Raw genomic sequence first — 17772 nt, 5'->3', positions numbered from 1 at the left:
TGTCAATGTTGCGGATCGATTTCGTCGTGCTCGCTCGCACAGGAGCGGCTAGAACGCGCGCGGAGATAAAGCATGAGGAATGAAGAGTTGCGCGCGGTGTTACACGATGTCGCTGAACGGGCTGCGTCGTTTCGTGAAAGCCGCGCCGAGGCGCCGGCTCGTCCTCTGAAATCTTATGCGGAGCTGCAAACGGCCTTCGAGGCGCCGACGCCCGAGCACGGCGCACCGATTGGTGAACTGATCTTGGAATTGGCGACACTGACAGAAGCCGGCCTCGCTAACATGGTCGGCCCGCGCTTTTTTGGTTGGGTGATCGGCGCAACCGAACCGGCCGGCATGGCCGCTGACTGGCTGACGAGCGCGTGGGCTCAGAACGTCGGTAATGCGCACGCCACGCCTGCAGCGTCCGCCTGCGAAGAACGCGTGGGTGCGTGGTTGCTTGATCTCCTGGATTTGCCGCGAGAGTCTTCCGTCGGCTTCGTTACAGGCGCGACGCTCGCGAACTTTACCTGCCTCGCTGCAGCGCGCGGAGAGGTGCTGCGGCGCGCTGGTTGGGACGCGGAAGCGGACGGCTTGTTCGGCGCTCCGCCAGTTCATGTTGTGCTCGGAGAAGAGGCGCACTCGACCGTCTTTTCCGGTCTTCGCTATCTGGGACTCGGCGCGAAGCGCGTTGTCAGTGTCCCGGTCAATGAGCAGGGGCTCATGAAGCCTGGCGCGTTCGCAAAGGCAGTTGAAAAACTCGACGGGCCGATCATCGCGATCGCGCAAGCTGGCCATATCAATTCCGGTGGCTTTGATCCGTTCGAAGAGATTGCAGCAGCCGCACATGAAAAGGGCGCTTGGCTGCACGTTGATGGCGCGTTCGGATTGTGGGCGAGAGCGTGCCCGGACCGTGCGCACCTATCGCGCGGGCTCCAGTTGGCGGATTCATGGGGCGTCGACGGCCACAAGTGGCTGCAGACGCCCCATGACAGCGCTTATGCGGTCGTACGGAATGCAGAGGCGCACCGGCGCGCAATGTTGATCGCGGCTTCCTATCTTCCGGCGGGTGTTGAGCGTCACCCGGCCGATTTTGTGCCGGAGCTTTCGCGTCGCGGGCGCGCTTTTGCGACTTGGGCGATGATCAAGTCGCTCGGGCGTGAGGGGATTGCGACAATGGTAGCCCGCCACTGCGCGCAAGCGCGGCGTATGGCCGAGCGGTTAGGCAAAGAGCCCGGCATCGAAATCATGAACGATGTTGTCCTGAACCAAGTCGCGGTGCGTCTTGGAGCGAATCTTGACGGCGCTGAGGCGGACGCACTCACCGATCGCACAATCGCTCGCATTCAAAATGACGGCGTGTGCTTCGTTGGCGGCGCGAACTGGCGCGGCCGGCAGATCATTCGTGTCTCTGTCATCAGCGCCAACACGACCGATGATGACATCGATCGAAGCGCAGAAGCGATACTGAGCGCTTGGCGCGCAGAATTGCACGCAAACGCCTAGCCCGCCTGCAGAAGCTCGCCCGCTAGGCCGCGCTTCAGCAGCGCGCTGGTCTCGCGAACACCGAAGATCGCCGCGAATTGTCCGAAGCGCGGCCCGCTCTCGACGCCGAATAGCACTTCGTAGAGCGCCTTGAACCAGTCGCGCAGCGGCTCGAACCCATGGTCCTTGCCGACGGCGTAGACTTCGTTCTGGATTGTTTCGCCATCGGTGGTGTCCGCCGGAAGCGCATCTAGGCGCGTGATCAAGTCTTCGAAGGCGGCGCGCTCCTTGTCCGTGGCGGCGCGGAATTTCTTCGTCGGCTTCACGAAATCGTTGAAGTACGCGATCGCGTAATCCGTGAGCTTGTCGAGGAAGGGGTGCGTTTGCGGCGTTGTGTCCGGCGCGTACTTGCCGATGAACGCCCACAGCAATTCCTTCGTTTCGGCATTTGACGCCGAGACGAGATTGGTGAGCAGCGCGAACGAAATCGGCGTCAGATCCTTCGGCGGATTGCCGGCGTGGATATGCCATGCAGGATTTTCGATCTGCTCGGCGATGTTTTGGCTGTGATAGCTCTCGACGTAGGTCAGATACTCATCGACCGCCTTCGGGATGACATCGAAATAGAGCTTCTTCGCCGTTCGTGGCTTTTGGAAATTATAGAGCGACAGTGATTCTGGCGCGGCGTACGCGAGCCATTGCTCGACGCTAATGCCGTTGCCCTTGGTCTTTGAAATCTTCTCGCCGTTTTGGTCGAGGAAGAGTTCATATACGTAATTGACCGGCGGCTCAGCGCCCAGCGCCTTGCAGATGCGCGCGTAGACTTGCTGGTTCGGCTGGTGGTCCTTGCCGAACATTTCGAAATCGACGCCCAGCGCCGCCCAGCGCATGCCGAAGTCCGGCTTCCACTGCATCTTGGCGCGGCCGCCCGTGACCGACTGAGTGATCTCCTCGCCATCTTCGTCGTCGAAGGTGATCGTGCCGTTCGCGGCGTCGATCTTCTTCATCGGCACATAGAGCACGCGGCCGCTTTTGGGCGATATCGGCAGGAAGGGGCTGTAGGTCTTGCGGCGCTCCTCGCCGAGGGTCGGCAACATAATGGCCATGATCTCGTCATAGGCCTTCAACGCATTGAGCAATGCAGCGTCGAAGGCGCCTGACTTATAGAGCTCAGTTGCTGACTTGAATTCGTAGTCGAAGCCGAAGCTATCCAGGAATGCGCGCAGCCGCGCATTGTTGTGATGTGCGAAACTCTCGTGCGTACCGAAGGGGTCGGGCACGACCGTGAGCGGCATTTGCAAGTAGGGCTCAAGCGCCTTCGGGTTCGGAATATTGTCCGGGATCTTACGCATCCCATCCATGTCATCCGAGACGCAGATGATCTTGGTCTTGATCTTGTCGCCGGTGAGTACGCGAAAAGCGTGGCGCACCATTGAGGTGCGCACCACTTCACCGAACGTGCCGATGTGCGGCAATCCCGAAGGACCGTACCCGGTTTCGAAGACGACCACGTCCTTGGGCTTCTTTTGGCGCCGTTCAAGCACCAGGCGCGCTTGTTCGAAGGGCCAAGCTTTGGCGGCGGCAGCGAGGGTGGTGAGATCAGACATCGGCGAATCCAAGTGGAAAACCGATGTAACGGGCGCGCCGCCGCAAGCAAAGCGCGGCGATGCTACTCTGTGATCTGATCGCGCTTGGCGAAGAAGCGGTCGCGCAAGCGCGCCAACGCGGCGCGGCGTTTGGCCAAGAAGCCCCAGCCAAAGACGCCGGCCGCGAGCCAAAGGAAGCCCTCAGTGGCAAAGGCGGTCGTGGTCACGATCGCGACCCAGACCGGCATGCTTGGGCGGTAAAAATAACCGATGGCCAGTGCGCTCCAGGCGGCGATGACGACGGCGCCGGCGCCAGCCAGGATGATCCAACGCAGCTTCATGTCTCTCTCCTTTGGCTGGTAGCAGCCGCCGCTCGCGCTAGCGGATGCGGGCCGTTGCGCTTTTTCAGCAGCAAGGCAGACTCCGCCGGGCCATGCGAACTCTGATCCTCCTGCGGCACGCCAAGGCCGTCCGCGCCCATGAAGCCGATAGCGACGAAGAGCGGGGTCTAACCGGGCGAGGGCGCAGGGATGCCGCCGCCGCGGGCGCGGCGATGGCGGAGGCTGGGCTGAAGCCGACGCTTGCTCTGATCTCAACGGCTGAACGCACGCGCGAAACCGCCCAGCATGGCTTGGCGAATTTCGCCCCAGAGATGCGCTTTGAGGATGCGCTTTATCATGCCGCCCCCGAGAGCATTTGGGATGCCTTCACTGCGAGCGACGCCGAAAGCGTCGTCATCGTCGGGCACAATCCGGGCATTGGCGATCTTGTTTCAATGCTGGTGCATCAGGCGCACGACGGATCAAAGCTTGCGCGCGATCTGAGCGGGCGCTTTCCGACGTCCGCCTTTGCGGCGTTTGAAATCAAAGGCGAGGTCATGCGCGCGGCAGGTCCGCGATTGATTGCTGCTTGGAAGCCGTTGCGCGGTGACGACTAGTTCGGAATGAAGCGCGCGTCACCGAGCGCCGAGTCACTCACTGTTCGGCCTGTCGCGATGTAGGTTGTGCCGTTCCACTGCGAGACCGGGAATGAGAAACCCGGGCCACCGGTGGCGATGTCATTGCCGCTATTGTGCTGCGTCGACAGGACGATCGCGCCGCCTGGACGGCCTTGCCAGATTTCGCCCCACGCTCCGTTTTGATTGCGCATGAAGATCGTCAGCGCGCCGTCGCCGTAGCAGGTGAGCATGTTCGGCCCGCCGCCGATCGTGTAGGCGATGACGCGGCCGGGGCCGCTGCCGATGTCGGCGACATCAAATCGCGGCGTGACGCGCTCGCCGCATTCGTTTTCGACTTGGCCTTGCGCGTTTGCATGCATGTTAAGCGCCGCGAGGATGGCGGCGCGTTCGGCTGCGGTGACGTCACCGGTCTGCGTGGCGGCGTCGGCAGTCTGGGCGTCAGCCTCAGTCGGCGCGGCGGCTTGGCCGCAAGCGGCGAGGGCGAAGAACAGCGAAGCGGAAATGGCGTGTGCGATGCGCATGGTGAAATTTCCCCCGCGTCGAGATTTGCACGGCAACGTCGTAGCGTCACCAAGAGTCGCTATTGGCTCGCCCAGAGAATGCGCGCCATCCATTCGATGTCGGTGACGGCAAGTTCGCGCGGTTTGTGCGTCGGATTGAGCGACGTTAGTTCCACCGTCTGATCATTCTTCCGGCCAAGCACCTTCGCCATCACCTCGCCAGAGCGCGTGCGCACGACGACGCGATCGCCGCGCCGCACCGCAGCGCCCGGCTGCACGATCACCACATCGCCGGCGCGATAGGTTGGCTCCATTGAATCGCCAGCTATTTCGAGCGCGTAGACCCGATCTTCGCCGAGATCAGGAAAGCGAACTGTTTCGTCCGCGCCGACAGGAAAGCCGCCTTCATCGAAGAAGCCGTGAGCTCCCGCGCGCGCCATGGCGACGATTGGGATTGCGCGGCCTGCGCCATCGGGCCCTGCGAGCAGGGCTGCAAACTCATCCCAACTTGCCTCGGCGGCCGCGAGCGCGCGCGAAATGCTTTCGGTTGAGGGCCAACGCGGCTTGCCATCCGGCGCTTGGCGCTTTGATTTGTTGAATGTGGTGGGGTCGAGCCCGGCCGCGCGCGCAAGACCGGAGGCGCTCATGCCCTTGCGAGCCGCCAAGGCGTCAATCGCGCGCCAAATGTGGGCGTGGTTCATGGCCACTGGCTATAGGGCCCACAAAAGGACTTTCAACCCATATATAGGATCAAAGTCCGAAATGGGTGAACTGGGTCAGGTATAGCGCGACAGGCGCGGTAGAATCTGTGAAGCGCAACGATCGTGACTTCTCCGCACGATCTCGTGACGCGCGGCCTGCGCTTGATTGATCCAGAGACGGCGCACCACGCCGCGCTCCTTGGATTGCGCGCGCAGCTTGGGCCGCGCGCGCGCGCCGATCGTTGGCCGCGTTTGAACACAAACCTCGCCGGCCTTGAGCTTCCCAATCCCATCGGCATGGCCGCCGGGTTCGATAAAAATTGCGAGGCGCCAGACGCGTTGCTGCGGTCCGGTTTTGGTTTCGTCGAGTGTGGCACCGTCACGCCGCTGCCGCAGGCGGGCAATCCCAAGCCGCGCATTTTTCGGTTGAGCGAAGACCGCGCGGTCATCAACCGTCTCGGCTTCAACAATAAGGGCCTTGATGCTTTTGCCGATCGTTTGGCCGCGCGTGCAGGCAGGCCCGGTATCGTCGGCGCAAACGTTGGCGCCAACAAAGAAAGCGCTGACCGCACCGCCGATTACGTGCTCGGCATGGGCCGGGTTTGGAAACCCGCATCTTACGTCACAGCGAATATCTCGTCTCCGAACACGCCGGGCTTGCGCGGTTTGCAGGAACGCGGTGCGCTCGAAGAATTGTTGGGCAGATTGCGTGAAGCACGCGCGCCGCTCACCGTCGCCCATGGCCGCCGGCCGCTGTTCTTGAAGGTGGCGCCGGATCTCGACGATGCCGCAATCGAAGACATCGCCGAGATCGCGCTGAGTTACGAACTCGACGCGCTTATCGTGTCGAACACGACGTTGCAGCGTCCGCCGCATCTCACGTCGGATAACCGCGAAGAGCAGGGCGGGCTTTCTGGTCAGCCGCTGTTTCAGATTTCAACGCAGACGTTGCGCACTTTTGCGCAGGTGCTCAATGGCCGCTTGCCCTTGATTGGGGTCGGCGGGGTTGAGAACGGCATGACAGCGTTCGCCAAGATCAAAGCGGGCGCAAGCGCCGTGCAGCTTTATTCGGCCATGGTCTTCCAGGGGCCAAGTCTGGTGGCGCGTATTCTCGATGAACTCGACGGCCTGCTCATGGCCGAAGGCTTCGATCATATTTCAGAAGCCGTTGGCGTAGAGCGCTCTTAGGAGCGGGCCATGATGCGTTGACGCATCGAGGTGGTGCGGCCGCGAATATCCGTCATCAGCGCGCGAATGTCGCCGCGGTTCGAGTCGAGCTGCGCCAGGAACTGACGCTGCTGAATCTGACCCAACCACACGCCATCGCGACCCACCGCGATGTCGGTGACCTTCCAACCGTTCTCGGCCCGCAGCACGCGCCATTGCACGCGCATCGGTTCGCCGCGCGCGGGACGCACTTGGCTGTCGACGACGACGTCACGGCCGGCGGTGCGCTCTTCAGAGCCAACGACGCGGATCGCGGCGCCGCTCATATTCTCGAACTGATCTTCGTAAGTGGCGATCGCGAAAGCTTGGAAAGTGTCTTGCCATTCGCGACGGAGAGCGGCGTCTTCCACCAGCGAACCACGGTAGCGGCCAACGACGTAGATCGCGATGCGCTGCATGTCCGCGAATTGCGTCATGAGGCGCTGGAATTGCTGTTGGCGTTGTGTCGATGAGACGCTCTGATTGCCGAGTGCGGCAAGCGCCGCGGCGGCGTTCGTCTGCACGTACGTTTCCGCGTCGGAGTTACGCGCCGCATGCGCATCGGTTGCAGCGGCGAGCGCGCCCAGGCCAATCAGGCCTGACAAAAACGTGCCGCGGGTAACGGGACGGGTCACGACAAAATTCTCCTTCAGTCCTGCGTCGAGGTGGGAAGCACAGGCGCTTCCGTGAAGACTGCTGAATTCTCAGCCGATTGGATTTGATCCGCCTGTTGCTGAATTGCTTCAGCGCTAGCGCCTCCATTCGGCGTGTTTGTTACTGGCTCTTCATTAATGTCGTCGAAGTCCGGCAAATCTTGGACATTGGCGCGACCGTTTTGGATCGCCGCCTCGCGCGCAACTTCGTATGCGCTGCGGTAGGTGATGTAGAGATCGCCGCCTTGCGCTTCAAACGAGTCGATTTGATCGATAAGCGCCTCGCGCTGTGCGATGCCCGAAATCATGCCGCGCGCGGCGCGCGCAGTGTCGACATCGTCAAAATCGGCATAGGTGAGAGGATCGAATGCGTTGTCGACAGCTTGTCCGGCGCTGTCGCGCAACGTTGATGGTCCGAACAATGGTACGAAGAGGTACGGACCAGACGGCATGCCCCAAACAGCAAGTGTTTGGCCGAAATCTTCGTCGTGCCGTTCAAGGCCCATGCTTGTCGCGGGGTCGAAAATCCCTGCGATGCCGACGGTTGTGTTGATGGCGAAGCGGCCAGCGGTTGTGCCTGCGCGGTTGACTTCGCCTTGCAGCACATCGTTTGCGAAGATCACCGGGCCTTTGAGATTGCGCAGAAAGTTCGAAACGCCAGAACGAAACAAGCGCGGCGTCGCTACGCGATAACCGCGCGCAACCGGCTCGAGCACCGCGCCATCGATGGCCTGGTGCACACTGAACATGCCGCGGTTGAAGCCTTCCCACGGATCGTTGCTCGCCTGAGCGCTAGTCACGGCTGCGACAGGTGCAGCCGCACTCGCATCCGCCGACGCTTCTTGCGCGGACGCGATAGTCGGGGCGGCCAAGCAGGCCGCCAAAGCCATGACAGAAACTAGTCCCCGCATCGTACGGACCCCCTCTAGGTCCTGGGCAAATAATGACGGGGTAGGGTTAATCAACTTTGCTGTTCCGCAGCTGAACCGTTCATTTACCTGCAGCGCGCGCTGTTCTGTCGTATCCATTTGATTTAAATAGATAATTTTTCTAAGAGGCGCACGGGCAACACTCAGACGCAAACTTATCCCCTGCCACGAAGCGCTTTGGCGCCGATGCGCTAGCCAACTCCGCTTCGCTCGTGTCATATAAAGATATGTTTATATCTCCAACTCAGCCGGTCCCGGAGTTGCGCGATGCGGATCGCGTCGTGGCGGCCCTACGGGCGGCCGGAGAGCAAACACGGCTTCGCGCGCTCGCATTGCTGACAGAAGGCGAACTGGCCGTCGGTGAGCTCGCGCAGGCCTTGGGTCAGAGCCAGCCACGCGTGAGCCGGCATTTGAAATTGCTGACTGAGGCCGGCCTCGTAGAGCGCGCACCCGAGGGGGCCTGGGTGTTCTATCGTCTGGCGCGCGCGCACACGACCGAGCGTCAGTTCGCTGAGGCCGCGCTGGCGATGTTGGATCCAAGTGACCCGGTGTTGGCGCGCGATGCCGACCGCCTTCACGAAATTCGCGCTGCGCGTGATGACGCCGCTGCAGCATACTTCGAACGCAACGCTGCCGACTGGGATCGCGTTCGCGCGTTGCACTTGCCCGAAGCAGATATCGATAGTGCTATTTTGGAAGCGGCGGGCGCTGGTCCTTTTGACCTGATGGTCGATGTTGGCGTTGGTCAAGGCCGCATGATCCAGCTCTTTGCCGATCGCGTGCGCCGCGCCGAGGGCTTCGATACCTCGCGGCAGATGCTCGCGATCGCGCGTGCGTCGCTGGATGATTTGAAGGCGAAAGCCGCCGTACAATTCGGTGACGCCTATGCGCCGCCGATCGAGAGTGGCGCAGCCGATCTTGTCACCATCCACCAGGTTTTGCACTTCCTGTCCGATCCAGGGCGCGCCATTGGCGAGGCCGCGCGCCTTCTGGCGAAAGGTGGCCGGCTCGTGATTGTAGATTTTGCGCCGCACGCGCTCGAATTCCTCCGTGAAGAGCATGCACACCGCCGTCTCGGCTTTAGCGATGCGGAAATCGCCGAATGGTGTGAGGCGGCGGGTCTGTCGCGTCCGAAAACAACGACGCTCGCGCCAAATAAGCGCGAGGCGCTCACCGTAAAAATCTGGGCTGGGGTCAAGCCATGAGCGTTGAACACCTTCAAGATCTGATCGTTGATACCTCTACGCGCAAGCGCGAGACGAGGGTGTCGTTCGAGTTTTTTCCGCCCAAGAGTGAAAAGCTCGAAGCTGATCTTTGGGCCTCTATCCGCAAGCTTGAACCGCTTGCGCCGAGCTTTGTGTCGGTGACCTACGGCGCAGGCGGCTCTACGCGCGACCGTACGCACCGAACGGTCGCACGCATGGTCAGCGAAACGTCGCTGAAGCCGGCCGCGCACCTCACCACCGTCGCTGCGAGCCGCACCGAAGTGGACGCCGTCTTGCGCGATTACTGGCGCGCTGGAGTACGTCGTATCGTGGCGTTGCGCGGCGACCCGCCTGGCGGCGTCGGCATGCCTTACCTGCAGCACCCGAATGGCTATGCGAGCGCCATTGAGTTGGTTGAAGCTGCCTCCCGTATCGGCGCTTTCGATATTTCCGTCGCCGTTCACCCCGAAAAACATCCCTCGAGTGCGAACTTCGAGCACGACATCGTCAATTTCAAACGCAAGCTCGCGGCCGGCGCTACGCGCGGCATCTCGCAATTTTTCTTCGAGGCCGATATCTTCTTGCGCTTCCGCGACCGGCTGGCGCGCGCCGGCGTCTACGCGCCGATCTTGCCTGGAATTATGCCGGTGACGAACGTGAATGGTCTCCGCAAAATGGTGGAAGCCTGCGGCGCAACGCTGCCGCGCTGGATGGTGCGCCTGTTCGAGGGGCTGGACGATGATCCAGAAACGCGCCGTCTCGTCACTGCAGTGACCACCGCGCAGCTTTGTGCGCGCCTGGCGGCGGAAGGGGTCGAGGACTTCCACTTCTACACGCTGAACCGCGCTGACCTTACATACTCTATCTGCCGTATCCTCGGTGTACGCGCAAAGGAGCAAACCCCATGATGAAGCGCGAAGATCGTTTGGCCGCGCTGAATGCCGAAATGGCTAAGCGACTTCTGATCCTTGATGGATCCATGGGCGCCTACTTGCAGGGCTTCGGTTTGCAATCCGAAGATTTCCACGGAACGCGCTTTGCCGATCATGCAAGCCCGCTGAAGGGCAACAACGATCTGCTGTCGCTCACGCGCCCCGAAATCATCACCAAGGTGCACGATGCGTATCTCGCTGCTGGTGTCGACATCATCGAGACCAACACCTTCAGCGCCACGCGCATCAGCCAAGCTGAGTATGCTTTGGAAGCTATCAGCTTCGAGTTGAACCTTGAGGGCGCTCGCTTGGCGCGGGCGGCGTGTGATAAGTTTGAACAGGCAGATGGCAGGCCGCGCGCCGTTGCGGGCGCACTCGGCCCGACAACCAAGTTGCTCTCGATGTCGCCCGAAGTTGGCGATCCGGGCCGTCGTGACAGTGACTTCGACACGATGGCCTCAAACTACGAAGAGCAAACGCTGGGTCTGATCGAAGGCGGCGCCGATTTGCTGCTGATCGAGACCATCACCGATACGCTAAATTGCAAGAGTGCGCTCTGGGGCGCGTGGGAAGCGTTCGACAAGACCGGCGTCGAGCTTCCAATTTGGATCAGCGGCACCATCACGGATCGTTCTGGCCGCACGCTATCGGGCCAGACCGTCGAGGCGTTTTACAATTCCGTCCGCCACGCCAAGCCCTGGGCAATCGGCTTGAATTGCGCTCTAGGCCCCGCCGACATGCGCGCGTTCCTTGCCGATTTGTCGCGCGTAGCCGAATGCGCGGTAAGCGCCTATCCGAACGCCGGCTTGCCAAATGCGATGGGCGGTTACGACGAGACGCCGCTTTCGATGGAGGTGCATTACGCCGAGTGGGCGCGCGCAGGCCTGCTGAACATTGCCGGCGGCTGCTGCGGAACCACGCCCGAGCACATCGCGCATCTGAAGCACGCTGTCGAAGGTGTAAAACCACGCATTCCCAATGCGCACGACGAGCGCATGAAACTTGCCGGCCTTGAACCCTTCACGGCAGCGGCATGAGGATTGAATTTAGTCCAGAGTGGCTGACGCTGATCGTGACCCTCGTGGGCGCGGCTATCGCCGTGCAGACCATTCGTGAAGCGACCCGCAATAGCCGGCTCGAAAAATTCGCAGGCGTTCTGATGGAATGCACGCGCCGTTATGGCGATCTCATCGAGTTGCGGCACGCGCTCAACAAAGACGTGCAGTGCGCCGACACCACCACTCAATCCGCTTCGAGGCGCTCCTACGGCGATTGGTTCTTGGAGCGCCTCGGCGCGCTCTCGCGCGATAACGACAGTTTTGGCGGCGCCTTTGAACGCGGCTGGACCGAGATCGGTCGCCGCCCAATGGTCACACACCCCGCGTTCGCCGCTTTCGTTGACGCGGTCTGGGCTTTCAAAGGGCGGCCCCCGGCCGATGCACGCGGCCAAATCGATCACTTAATATCCACAGCCTTCAAAAAAGGCCGCCCGATGCGCATCAGTTTCGTGCGCAAGAGCTTGTCGAGATCAGCATGAGCAGCGCTAATCCTTTCGCCAATTTCGTCGTCATCGGCGAGCGTACCAACGTCACCGGCTCGGCGAAGTTTCGCAAGCTGATCGAGGCAGACGATTACGCCGGCGCTCTCGTCGTCGCGCGTCAGCAAGTCGAGAGCGGCGCCAACGTTCTCGATGTGAACGTCGACGCCGCAATGATCGACGGCCCAGCCGCGATGAAGCGCTTTCTCAATCTCGTCGCATCAGAGCCCGATATCGCGCGCATTCCGCTGATGATCGATAGCTCCAAGTGGGAGGTGATCGAAGCAGGGCTGAAATGCGCGCAGGGCAAGTCGGTCGTGAATTCGATCTCGATGAAGGAAGGTGAAGACGCCTTCATCGCGCACGCGCGCAGAGTGCGCCGCTACGGCGCCGCCACGGTGGTCATGGCCTTCGACGAGCAGGGGCAAGCGGATACGGCAAAGCGCAAGATTGAAATCTGCACCCGCGCCTATCGGCTCTTGGTCGATATCGGCTTTCCGCCGGAAGACATTATCTTCGATCCGAATATCTTCGCGGTCGCGACCGGCATAGAAGAACATGCCGACTACGCCAAGGCCTTCTTCGAAGCGACGGCCTACATCCGCTCAGAACTTCCACACGCGCACGTCTCAGGCGGCGTTTCCAACGTCTCCTTCTCGTTCCGTGGCAATGAGCCGGTGCGCGAGGCTATGCACGCCGTATTCCTCTACCATGCCATTCGCGCAGGCATGGACATGGGCATCGTAAACGCCGGTTCGTTGACACTGTACGATGACGTCGAACCGCAATTGCGTGATCGCGTCGAAGACGTACTGCTCAATCGCCGCGACGATGCGACGGAGCGCTTGTTGGAAATCGCCGAACGCGCAAAGGCAGGCGGCAAGAAGAAGGGCGAGGAGCGCGACCTTTCCTGGCGCCAAAAGCCGGTGAACGAGCGGTTGACCCACGCGCTGGTTCACGGCGTCAACGAATTCATCGTTGAGGACACCGAAGAAGCGCGCCTCCAAGCCGAGCGTCCGCTTCACGTGATCGAAGGTCCGTTGATGGACGGCATGTCCGTCGTTGGCGATCTGTTCGGCGCCGGCAAGATGTTCCTGCCGCAAGTTGTGAAGTCAGCGCGCGTCATGAAGCAGGCTGTCGCGCATCTTGTTCCGTTCATGGATGAGGAGAAGGAGCGCCTTGGTCTTGCCGGCAAATCCAACGGCAAGATCGTGATGGCGACCGTGAAGGGCGACGTGCACGATATCGGCAAGAATATCGTCGGCGTTGTGCTGCAATGTAACGGCTACGAGATCGACGATCTAGGCGTGATGGTGCCGTGCGATCGTATCCTTGAGCGTGCCAAGGAAATTGGCGCCGATGCGATTGGCCTGTCCGGGCTTATCACGCCTTCGCTCGATGAAATGGTGTTCGTGGCCAGCGAAATGCAACGTTTGGGCCTCAATCTTCCCTTGTTGATCGGCGGCGCCACCACCTCGCGCACTCACACCGCTGTGAAGATTGCGCCCGCCTATCAAGGTCCGATCCTTTACGTGCCTGATGCCTCCAAAGCCGTGCCGGTGGTGCAAAAGTTGCTCGGTGCTGATCGCGATAAGCTGGTTTCCGAGACGCGCGCTGAATACGACGCGGCGCGCGAGGCGTATTTCTCCGGCCAAGACAAACGCCCGCGCTTGCCGCTAGCAAAGGCCCGCGAGCGCGCGCCTAAATTGGCGTTCGCGCCGACCACGCCAAGCTTCCTTGGGGTGCGTTCGTTCGAGAACTATCCGCTCGAAGACCTCGTGCCGTATATCGATTGGACGCCGTTCTTTGCCTCGTGGGATCTGATTGGACGCTACCCCGCTATTCTCGAAGACGACATCGTCGGCGAGGCGGCGCGCAATCTTTATCGCGACGCCAAAGCGATGCTTAAGCAGCTCGTCGCTGAGAAATGGGTGAGGGCCTCTGGGGCCGTCGGCTTCTGGCCGGCTAACCGCGATGGCGACGATGTCGTGTTATGGCGCGACGAGACGCGCACAAGCGAACTCGCAAGGCTGCACACGCTGCGCCAACAGATCGACAAGGGCGAGGGTAAGTTTAACGCGGCGCTCGCCGACTATATCGCGCCGACCGGTACGTCCGATTATGTCGGCGCCTTCGCTGTCACCGCAGGAATCGGCGAAGAGAATGTCTCAATCCGCTTCAAGCGCGCGAACGATGACTACTCGGCGATTATGGCTCAGGCGCTCTGTGACCGCTTGGCCGAAGCGTTCGCCGAAGCGATGCATGCGAAGGTGCGTCGTGAGCTTTGGGGCTACGCCAAGGATGAGGCGCTGAGCGCCGACGATATGATCGCCGAAAAGTATCGCGGTATTCGTCCGGCGCCCGGTTATCCGGCCCAACCTGACCACACGGAGAAGCGCACGATCTTCGATCTGCTCGAAGCAACGCCGCGCACCGGTATAGACCTCACAGAAAGTATGGCGATGACGCCGCCATCCTCCGTGAGCGGTCTCTACTTCGCGCACCCGCAATCTGAGTATTTCGGCACTGGCAAGATCGATCGCGATCAGGTCGAGGACTATGCGCGTCGCAAGGGCTGGGACCTTGCGACGGCTGAGCGGTGGCTGTCACCGATCCTGGCGTATGATCCGCTGCTGAAGGCGGCGGGGTAGGGAACTCGCCCCGTTCGTCCGTCACAGAGCCGCAATCGTCGCATCCGGGGTGGCTCCGGGCGGCGGGCGGCTGCTAGAACGCCTCGAATCTCTCGGGGACCTTCCATGAAACGTCTGATCACGTTCGTTGCCGCCGCGCTGGCGCTTGCTGCGTGCGCTTCTTCGTCCACGCCGCAATCTGGCACGCTAGAAGTCGCGCCGCTCGCCTATACCACGCGCACGCTGGCAAATGGGCTGCGCGTTTACGCCATGCCGGATCGCAATACGGCAAACGTGTCAGTTCAAGTTTGGTACGATGTCGGCTCAGTCGATGACCCGGCTGGTCGCTCAGGCTTTGCGCACCTCTTCGAACACATCATGTTCAAGTCGACGCGCAACATGCCGGAGCAATTCTTTGACCGGCTGACGGAAGATGTCGGTGGTTACAACAACGCCTCGACCTACGACGATTTCACCAATTATTACGAAGTGGTGCCCGCCAACCATCTGCAGCGCGTGCTGTGGGCGGAGGCCGATCGCATGGGCTCGCTCGTCGTCAACGAAGAGAGCTTTGATTCAGAGCGCGACGTTGTGAAGGAAGAGCTGCGCCAGCGCGTCCTTGCTTCGCCCTATGGTCGCCTGTTCTATCTGTTCTTGCCGCAGGTGAACTATGACGTTCACCCCTACGGCCGCCCCGGCATTGGCTCAATCGAAGATCTCGACGCCGCCACAGTCGCCGACGTTCGCGCCTTCCACGCGCAGTATTATCGTCCGGACAACGCCATCCTCGTCGTCTCCGGCAATTTCGATCAAGCGCAGCTCGATGCTTGGGTCGATCAGTATTTCGGCGACATCGCCAGCCCGGATCGCGCCATCCCGCGCGATTATCCGACGGAGCCCGTTCGTACGCAGCCGCGCGAGTACACTGTTTATGCGCCCAACGTGCCGCTCCCGGCCGTGATGATTTCGTACCCGCAGCCTGCCGCAACCGATCCAGACATTCCCGTTCTGATGGTGATCGACGGCATCATGTCTACGGGTGAGAATTCACGTCTCTATAACTCGCTCGTCTATGATCAGCAGATCGCCGCCCAGGTCTTCACAAACCTTGAGGCCACGCAGGACCCAGGCGCCTATGGCGTCTTCGCGATCTTGTCAGACGGTCAATCAGCCGAAGCGGGGCAAGCTGCGCTCGCCGCGCAGATCGCTCGTTTCCGCGATACGTTGGTCACGCAAGCTGAGCTCGAGGAAGCCAAGAACGAAATCGTCACTGCGACTTTGCAGGGTCGCGAAACGGCCGAGGGCCGCGCCGACGAACTGGCTGACTCGGTGATCCGCTATGGCGACGCGGGCTATGCTGATCGTTTGCTTGCAGCGATCCAAGCGACGACTGCCGCAGACGTTCAACGAGTCGCCCGCCGCATTTTCGATGAGAACCGCCGCGCCGTTGTGCGCTATTTGCCGGAAGAGCAGGGCCGTACCGGCGATACGATCCAGACCTCCTCGCGCATCCAGGCGCGCACGATCAACATCCCGGCCTCTGAAATCACGACTTACACGCTCGCGCCTGAAGGTCAGCGTGAACAGCCGCCTACTGCTTCGACACCAATCGATGCGCGCATCCCGGCGGCGTCACAACGCACCTTAGCCAACGGCGTTCGCGTCATCGTGGCGCCGAACCGCGACATCCCGCTGATTAGCGCCGATTTCCGCGTCGCCTCCGGCTCTGCGTCTGATCCCGCAAACCGTGCAGGCGTTGCCAGTATGACGGGCGATTTGCTGACGCGCGGCACCACCACGCGCAGCGCAACCGAGATCGCCAGCCAGATTGAATCGCTCGGCGCTTCTATCGGCTCGGGCGCCGGCTGGGATTCTTCCGCCGTTTCGCTGCAAACCCGCAGCGACCGCGCGCAAGAAGCGTTCACCGTCTTCGCTGACGTGGTTCGCAATCCAGCCTTCGCCGCTGAAGAGCTTGATCGCGCAAAGTCGCAAGCGCTCGATGGTCTGCAAGTGGCCCTGAGCCAACCAGGCGGCATTGCGAGCTTTGCGATGACGCGCGCCATCTACGGCACGGCGCCTTACGGCGCGATTGCATCTCCAACGACCCTTGGCGCCATCACGCGCGACGACATGGCGAACTATCACAGCGCGTACTGGCGCCCTGATAACGCCGTGCTCGTGATCACGGGCGATGTCTCGGCGCAGGAAGGCTTCGCGCTGGCCGAGAACTATTTCGGCAACTGGGCTCGCCCGTCCACGCCCTTGCCCCCCCGCCCGGACGCTACGGCGTACGCCGCTCCCTCGCGCACCATCGTTGTTGATCTGCCAGACACCGGCCAGGCCGCGGTTCTGATGGGGTTGCGTGGCGTTGCGCGTACTGATGCGGACTATTTCCCGCTTCTGGTCGCCAACAATGTCCTCGGCGGCGGCTACTCGGCGCGTCTCAACACTGAGATCCGCATCCGTCGTGGTCTGTCTTACGGCGCGAATTCAAGCCTGCAGGCGCGCATGGCGCCGGGGCCGATCATCGCGTCTGCGCAAACACGAAATGATGCGGCGGTTCAGGTTTATGATCTGATGCGCACCGAGATCACGCGGATTGGCGCCGAACCGGTGCCGGTGGCCGAACTCACTGCCCGCAAAGCAGTCCTGATCGGCAGCTTCGGCCGCACAATCGAGACAACCGCCGGCCTCGCCGGCCAAATCTCGACGCTCGCACTCTATGGTTTGCCACCTGAGCGCCTCGGCGCCTACGTTGCTGACGTGACCGCGGTGACGCCGGCCCAAGCGCAGGCTGCGGCCCAACGATACTTCGACGCGAACCGCGCCGACGTGGTGGTGGTGGGCGATGCCCAACACTTCTACGACGGTCTCCGTCGCGTACGGCCAAATGCCGAGCGAATTCCGGCTTCGGAACTAAACCTCGATACAGAATCGCTGCGCTAGGCTCGCCGGCGCCGTCATGGATAGGTCCGTGACGGCGCCGCGCGACTCGGTTAATTCTGGCCAGAGATGGCCGGTCAGAACTTCATTCGTGTCGCCTTCGTCGCGATTGGTTTGAGCACGCTCTCCTTTGCGGCAGGCGTGGCTGGCGATCTCTCGATCATCGATCCGCCGCGGACGGGCCAGCGAGTCGTTTTGCGTATCCCGCCGGAAATTCCGGCCGCTGCGCCGCGCGCTGCACCGATTTTATCCACAACTTCGGCAGAGGCGCGCCCGGTGCGCTTTGTGCTTGAATCGCGCCCTGACCGGGCGAGCCTGTTCATCGAAGCCGTGCAGGTCGCGCATGAAACCGCGTTCGAGGCGGCTCCTGCTGCCTTTGAAATGGCCTCAAACGCCGATCCGAAACCGCAGCACCCGCTCCGGGTGAAGCCGACGCCGGATGCGATCGCAGCGGGTCATGAGACCAAGTCGGTCTAAATTAGTGCGGCTTTGCCGCAACAGTGGCGCCGGGCGCCTGCAACACCGCCA

General features: G+C 61.6%; 16 protein-coding genes. 10 read left to right on the top strand and 6 right to left on the bottom strand.

Annotation, left to right across the window (positions count from 1 at the left end; translation table 11 throughout):
* Nucleotides 1–72 precede the first annotated feature (72 nt).
* Nucleotides 73–1485 carry a pyridoxal phosphate-dependent decarboxylase family protein gene (locus ATE48_RS05485; RefSeq protein WP_156767613.1) on the top strand — a complete coding sequence of 471 codons (1413 nt, stop codon included), beginning with the start codon at nt 73–75 and terminating at the stop codon, nt 1483–1485.
* Here the strand turns inward: ATE48_RS05485 and ATE48_RS05480 are convergent.
* Together ATE48_RS05480 and ATE48_RS05475 are read right to left on the bottom strand one after the other, a co-directional pair.
* Entirely contained in the window at nt 1482–3071 is a 1590-nt protein-coding gene (locus ATE48_RS05480; RefSeq protein ID WP_156767612.1) for a lysine--tRNA ligase, read from the bottom strand. The two genes, ATE48_RS05485 and ATE48_RS05480, sit on opposite strands and share 4 nt — an antisense overlap.
* A 62-nt stretch (nt 3072–3133) precedes the next feature.
* Nucleotides 3134–3391, bottom strand: coding sequence for a hypothetical protein (locus ATE48_RS05475; protein WP_066768652.1), 258 nt, complete (start codon nt 3389–3391; stop codon nt 3134–3136).
* 92 nt (nt 3392–3483) lie between these two features.
* On the opposite strand from ATE48_RS05475, the gene ATE48_RS05470 reads away from it, so the two are divergent.
* Complete coding sequence (locus ATE48_RS05470; RefSeq protein WP_066768650.1) at nt 3484–3987, top strand: SixA phosphatase family protein; 504 nt, start codon at nt 3484–3486, stop codon at nt 3985–3987.
* Here the strand turns inward: ATE48_RS05470 and ATE48_RS05465 are convergent.
* Both ATE48_RS05465 and ATE48_RS05460 read right to left on the bottom strand, forming a co-directional pair.
* Complete coding sequence (locus ATE48_RS05465) at nt 3984–4529, bottom strand: hypothetical protein (protein WP_066768647.1); 546 nt, start codon at nt 4527–4529, stop codon at nt 3984–3986. The two genes, ATE48_RS05470 and ATE48_RS05465, sit on opposite strands and share 4 nt — an antisense overlap.
* Before the next feature lie 59 nt (nt 4530–4588).
* Nucleotides 4589–5209 (bottom strand): S24 family peptidase, encoded by a 621-nt coding sequence (locus ATE48_RS05460; RefSeq protein WP_066768644.1) that lies wholly within the window; start codon nt 5207–5209, stop codon nt 4589–4591.
* Between the two features lie 123 nt (nt 5210–5332).
* On the opposite strand from ATE48_RS05460, the gene ATE48_RS05455 reads away from it, so the two are divergent.
* On the top strand, nt 5333–6397 hold the full coding sequence (locus ATE48_RS05455) for a quinone-dependent dihydroorotate dehydrogenase (RefSeq protein WP_066768641.1): 1065 nt from the start codon (nt 5333–5335) through the stop codon (nt 6395–6397).
* On the opposite strand, the gene ATE48_RS05450 is transcribed toward ATE48_RS05455, so the two are convergent.
* Together ATE48_RS05450 and ATE48_RS05445 are read right to left on the bottom strand one after the other, a co-directional pair.
* Nucleotides 6394–7050 (bottom strand): MlaC/ttg2D family ABC transporter substrate-binding protein, encoded by a 657-nt coding sequence (locus ATE48_RS05450; RefSeq protein WP_066768637.1) that lies wholly within the window; start codon nt 7048–7050, stop codon nt 6394–6396. The genes ATE48_RS05455 and ATE48_RS05450 overlap by 4 nt on opposite strands.
* 14 nt (nt 7051–7064) lie before the next feature.
* Entirely contained in the window at nt 7065–7979 is a 915-nt protein-coding gene (locus ATE48_RS05445) for an MlaA family lipoprotein (RefSeq protein ID WP_228126803.1), read from the bottom strand.
* A gap of 299 nt (nt 7980–8278) precedes the next feature.
* On the opposite strand from ATE48_RS05445, the gene ATE48_RS05440 reads away from it, so the two are divergent.
* The 7 genes from ATE48_RS05440 (at nt 8279) to ATE48_RS05410 (ending at nt 17721) form a co-directional block, all read left to right on the top strand.
* A complete protein-coding gene (locus ATE48_RS05440) occupies nt 8279–9202 on the top strand; it encodes an ArsR/SmtB family transcription factor (RefSeq protein WP_228126802.1) in 924 nt (307 codons plus the stop codon).
* Nucleotides 9199–10110: a methylenetetrahydrofolate reductase [NAD(P)H] gene (metF, locus tag ATE48_RS05435; RefSeq protein ID WP_066768631.1), complete on the top strand. Its 912-nt coding sequence runs from the start codon at nt 9199–9201 to the stop codon at nt 10108–10110. Before ATE48_RS05440 ends, metF begins: the two co-directional genes overlap by 4 nt.
* A complete protein-coding gene (locus tag ATE48_RS05430) occupies nt 10107–11171 on the top strand; it encodes a homocysteine S-methyltransferase family protein (protein WP_156767610.1) in 1065 nt (354 codons plus the stop codon). Before metF ends, ATE48_RS05430 begins: the two co-directional genes overlap by 4 nt.
* The gene (locus ATE48_RS05425; protein ID WP_066768628.1) at nt 11168–11671 is read left to right on the top strand and encodes a hypothetical protein; all 504 of its coding nucleotides are present in this window, start codon (nt 11168–11170) and stop codon (nt 11669–11671) included. The genes ATE48_RS05430 and ATE48_RS05425 overlap by 4 nt, the downstream gene beginning before the upstream one ends.
* On the top strand, nt 11668–14322 hold the full coding sequence (metH, locus tag ATE48_RS05420) for a methionine synthase (RefSeq protein WP_066768626.1): 2655 nt from the start codon (nt 11668–11670) through the stop codon (nt 14320–14322). Before ATE48_RS05425 ends, metH begins: the two co-directional genes overlap by 4 nt.
* 105 nt (nt 14323–14427) lie before the next feature.
* The gene (locus tag ATE48_RS05415; RefSeq protein WP_066768623.1) at nt 14428–17247 is read left to right on the top strand and encodes a M16 family metallopeptidase; all 2820 of its coding nucleotides are present in this window, start codon (nt 14428–14430) and stop codon (nt 17245–17247) included.
* Nucleotides 17248–17313: 66 nt separating this feature from the next.
* Complete coding sequence (locus tag ATE48_RS05410) at nt 17314–17721, top strand: hypothetical protein (RefSeq protein ID WP_066768620.1); 408 nt, start codon at nt 17314–17316, stop codon at nt 17719–17721.
* Nucleotides 17722–17772: the final 51 nt, after the last annotated feature.

Origin of the sequence: Candidatus Viadribacter manganicus (genome assembly GCF_001679665.1) — a bacterium.
Lineage (GTDB): Bacteria > Pseudomonadota > Alphaproteobacteria > Caulobacterales > Aquidulcibacteraceae > Vitreimonas > Vitreimonas manganica.
This window is presented reverse-complemented; position numbering and strand designations above follow the sequence as displayed.

Coding starts and splice junctions, on each gene's coding strand:
- ATE48_RS05410 (WP_066768620.1), top strand. CDS start 17,314: ATGGCCGGTCAGAACTTCATTCGTGTCGCCTTCGTCGCGATTGGTTTG.
- ATE48_RS05470 (WP_066768650.1), top strand. CDS start 3,484: ATGCGAACTCTGATCCTCCTGCGGCACGCCAAGGCCGTCCGCGCCCAT.
- ATE48_RS05480 (WP_156767612.1), bottom strand. CDS start 3,071: ATGTCTGATCTCACCACCCTCGCTGCCGCCGCCAAAGCTTGGCCCTTC.
- ATE48_RS05415 (WP_066768623.1), top strand. CDS start 14,428: ATGAAACGTCTGATCACGTTCGTTGCCGCCGCGCTGGCGCTTGCTGCG.
- metH (WP_066768626.1), top strand. CDS start 11,668: ATGAGCAGCGCTAATCCTTTCGCCAATTTCGTCGTCATCGGCGAGCGT.
- ATE48_RS05430 (WP_156767610.1), top strand. CDS start 10,107: ATGATGAAGCGCGAAGATCGTTTGGCCGCGCTGAATGCCGAAATGGCT.
- ATE48_RS05475 (WP_066768652.1), bottom strand. CDS start 3,391: ATGAAGCTGCGTTGGATCATCCTGGCTGGCGCCGGCGCCGTCGTCATC.
- ATE48_RS05460 (WP_066768644.1), bottom strand. CDS start 5,209: ATGAACCACGCCCACATTTGGCGCGCGATTGACGCCTTGGCGGCTCGC.
- ATE48_RS05465 (WP_066768647.1), bottom strand. CDS start 4,529: ATGCGCATCGCACACGCCATTTCCGCTTCGCTGTTCTTCGCCCTCGCC.
- metF (WP_066768631.1), top strand. CDS start 9,199: ATGAGCGTTGAACACCTTCAAGATCTGATCGTTGATACCTCTACGCGC.
- ATE48_RS05425 (WP_066768628.1), top strand. CDS start 11,168: ATGAGGATTGAATTTAGTCCAGAGTGGCTGACGCTGATCGTGACCCTC.
- ATE48_RS05485 (WP_156767613.1), top strand. CDS start 73: ATGAGGAATGAAGAGTTGCGCGCGGTGTTACACGATGTCGCTGAACGG.
- ATE48_RS05445 (WP_228126803.1), bottom strand. CDS start 7,979: ATGCGGGGACTAGTTTCTGTCATGGCTTTGGCGGCCTGCTTGGCCGCC.